At 68.5% G+C, this 2,098-nt stretch carries 2 protein-coding genes; both read right to left on the reverse strand.

Features of this window, described 5'->3' with window-relative positions:
- Positions 1-878, reverse strand: an 878-nt coding sequence (gene sucD, locus BN1233_RS42495; RefSeq protein WP_046869726.1) for a succinate--CoA ligase subunit alpha, incomplete at its 3' end; no start/stop codon positions are given.
- 11 nt (positions 879-889) lie between these two features.
- Complete coding sequence (sucC, locus tag BN1233_RS42500; protein WP_046869727.1) at positions 890-2,095, reverse strand: ADP-forming succinate--CoA ligase subunit beta; 1,206 nt, start codon at positions 2,093-2,095, stop codon at positions 890-892.
- Positions 2,096-2,098 lie beyond the last annotated feature (3 nt).

Here is a 2,098-nt window from a genome sequence, read left to right on the forward strand (position 1 = left end):
TTCAACACCTCGACGAGGGTTTTGCCGAGCCTGGCGGGTGAGGGCGAGACCCTTATACCGGCTTGTTCCATGGCCGCGATCTTGCTCTCGGCGCCGCCCTTGCCGCCCGAGATGATGGCGCCTGCATGGCCCATCCGCCGCCCCGGCGGGGCGGTCCGCCCGGCAATGAAGCCCACCATCGGCTTCCGGCGCCCGCGCCGCGCCTCGTCGGCCAGGAACGCCGCCGCCTCTTCTTCCGCCGCGCCGCCAATCTCGCCGATCATCACGATCGCCTCGGTCTTGGGATCACCCAGGAACAGCTCGAGCACGTCGATGAACTCGGTGCCCTTCACGGGATCGCCCCCGATCCCCACCGCCGTGGTCTGGCCCAGGCCCTCCTGCGAGGTCTGGAACACCGCCTCGTAGGTCAGCGTGCCCGAGCGCGACACGATCCCGACCGAGCCGGGCCGGAAGATGTTGGCCGGCATGATCCCGATCTTCGACTCGCCGGCCGTCACGATCCCGGGGCAGTTCGGCCCGATGAGCCGCGACTTGGAGCCACTGAGCGCCCGCTTGACCCGCACCATGTCGAGCACCGGAATGCCTTCCGTGATGCACACGATCAGCGGGATCTCGGCCGCAATCGCCTCGCAGATCGCATCCGCGGCCCCGGCCGGCGGCACGTAAACCACCGAGGCCTCCGCGTCGGTCGCCTCCTTGGCCTCGCGCACGGTGTCGAACACCGGCAGGTCGAGATGCCGCGAGCCGCCCTTGCCGGGCGCCACGCCCCCGACCATGCGGGTCCCGTAGGCGATCGCCTGCTCGGAGTGGAAGGTGCCGTTCTTGCCCGTGAAGCCCTGGCAGATCACGCGCGTGGTCTTGTCGATCAGAATGGACATGCGGTTCTCCCTCAGGCGTGGCCGGCGCCGCGCACCGCGGCAACAATCTTCTGGGCGGCGTCGTCGAGATCCTCGGCCGCGATCACGTTGAGCCCCGAGGCCCGGATGATCTCCTGGCCCTGGGCGACGTTGGTGCCCTCGAGGCGCACCACCAGGGGCACCTGCAGCCCGACCGTCTTGACCGCGGCGATCACCCCGCGGGCGATCACGTCGCACTTCATGATCCCCCCGAAGATGTTGACGAGAATGCCCTTCACGTTCGGGTCGGCGGTGATGATCTGGAACGCCGCCGTGACCTTCTCCTCGGAGGCCCCGCCCCCGACATCGAGGAAGTTGGCGGGCTCCTCGCCGTAGAGCTTGATGATGTCGAGGGTGGCCATCGCGAGCCCGGCGCCGTTGACCATGCAGCCGATCGTGCCATCAAGCGCGATGTAGGCGAGGTCGTGTTTCGAGGCCTCGATCTCCTTCTCGTCTTCTTCGGTGAGGTCGCGCAGGGCCACGATGTCGGGATGGCGGTAGAGCGCGTTGCCGTCGAAGGCGAGCTTGGCGTCGAGGCAGCGCAGCTCGCCGCCCTTGGTGACCACGAGCGGGTTGATCTCGAGCATCTCCATGTCCTTGGCGAGGAACGCCTGGTAGAGCTTGGCGGTGAGATCCTCGGCCTGCTTGGCGAGGCTGCCGGTGAGCCCGAGCGCCTTGGCGACGGTGCGGCCGTGATGCGGCATCAGCCCGGTCGCGGGGTCGATCGTGACGGTGACGATCTTGTCGGGGCTGTCCTGGGCGACCTGCTCGATGTCCATGCCGCCCTCGGTCGAGACCACGAGGGCGATGCGCCCGGTGGCGCGGTCGACCAGCATCGAGAGGTAGAACTCGGAGGCGATCTCGGCGCCCTCTTCGATGTAGAGGCGGTTGACCTGCTTGCCCGCGGGGCCGGTCTGGACGGTGACGAGGGTGTGGCCCAGCATCTGGCGGGCGTAAGCTTTGACCTCCTCGACCGAGCGGGCAAGGCGCACCCCACCCTTGTCGCCGGCCTCGGCTTCCTTGAAGGTGCCCTTGCCGCGGCCGCCGGCATGGATCTGGCTTTTGACCACCCAGACGGGCCCGCCGAGCTCCTGGGCCGCGGCCTCCGCCTCCGCAGGCGCAAAGATCGCCCGCCCGCGCGCCACCGGTACCCCATACTCCCGCAAAACCGCCTTCCCTTGATACTCGTGTATGTTCATCGG

The sequence above is a fragment of the Microvirga massiliensis genome (assembly GCF_001006805.1).
GTDB classification, from domain to species: domain Bacteria; phylum Pseudomonadota; class Alphaproteobacteria; order Rhizobiales; family Beijerinckiaceae; genus Microvirga; species Microvirga massiliensis.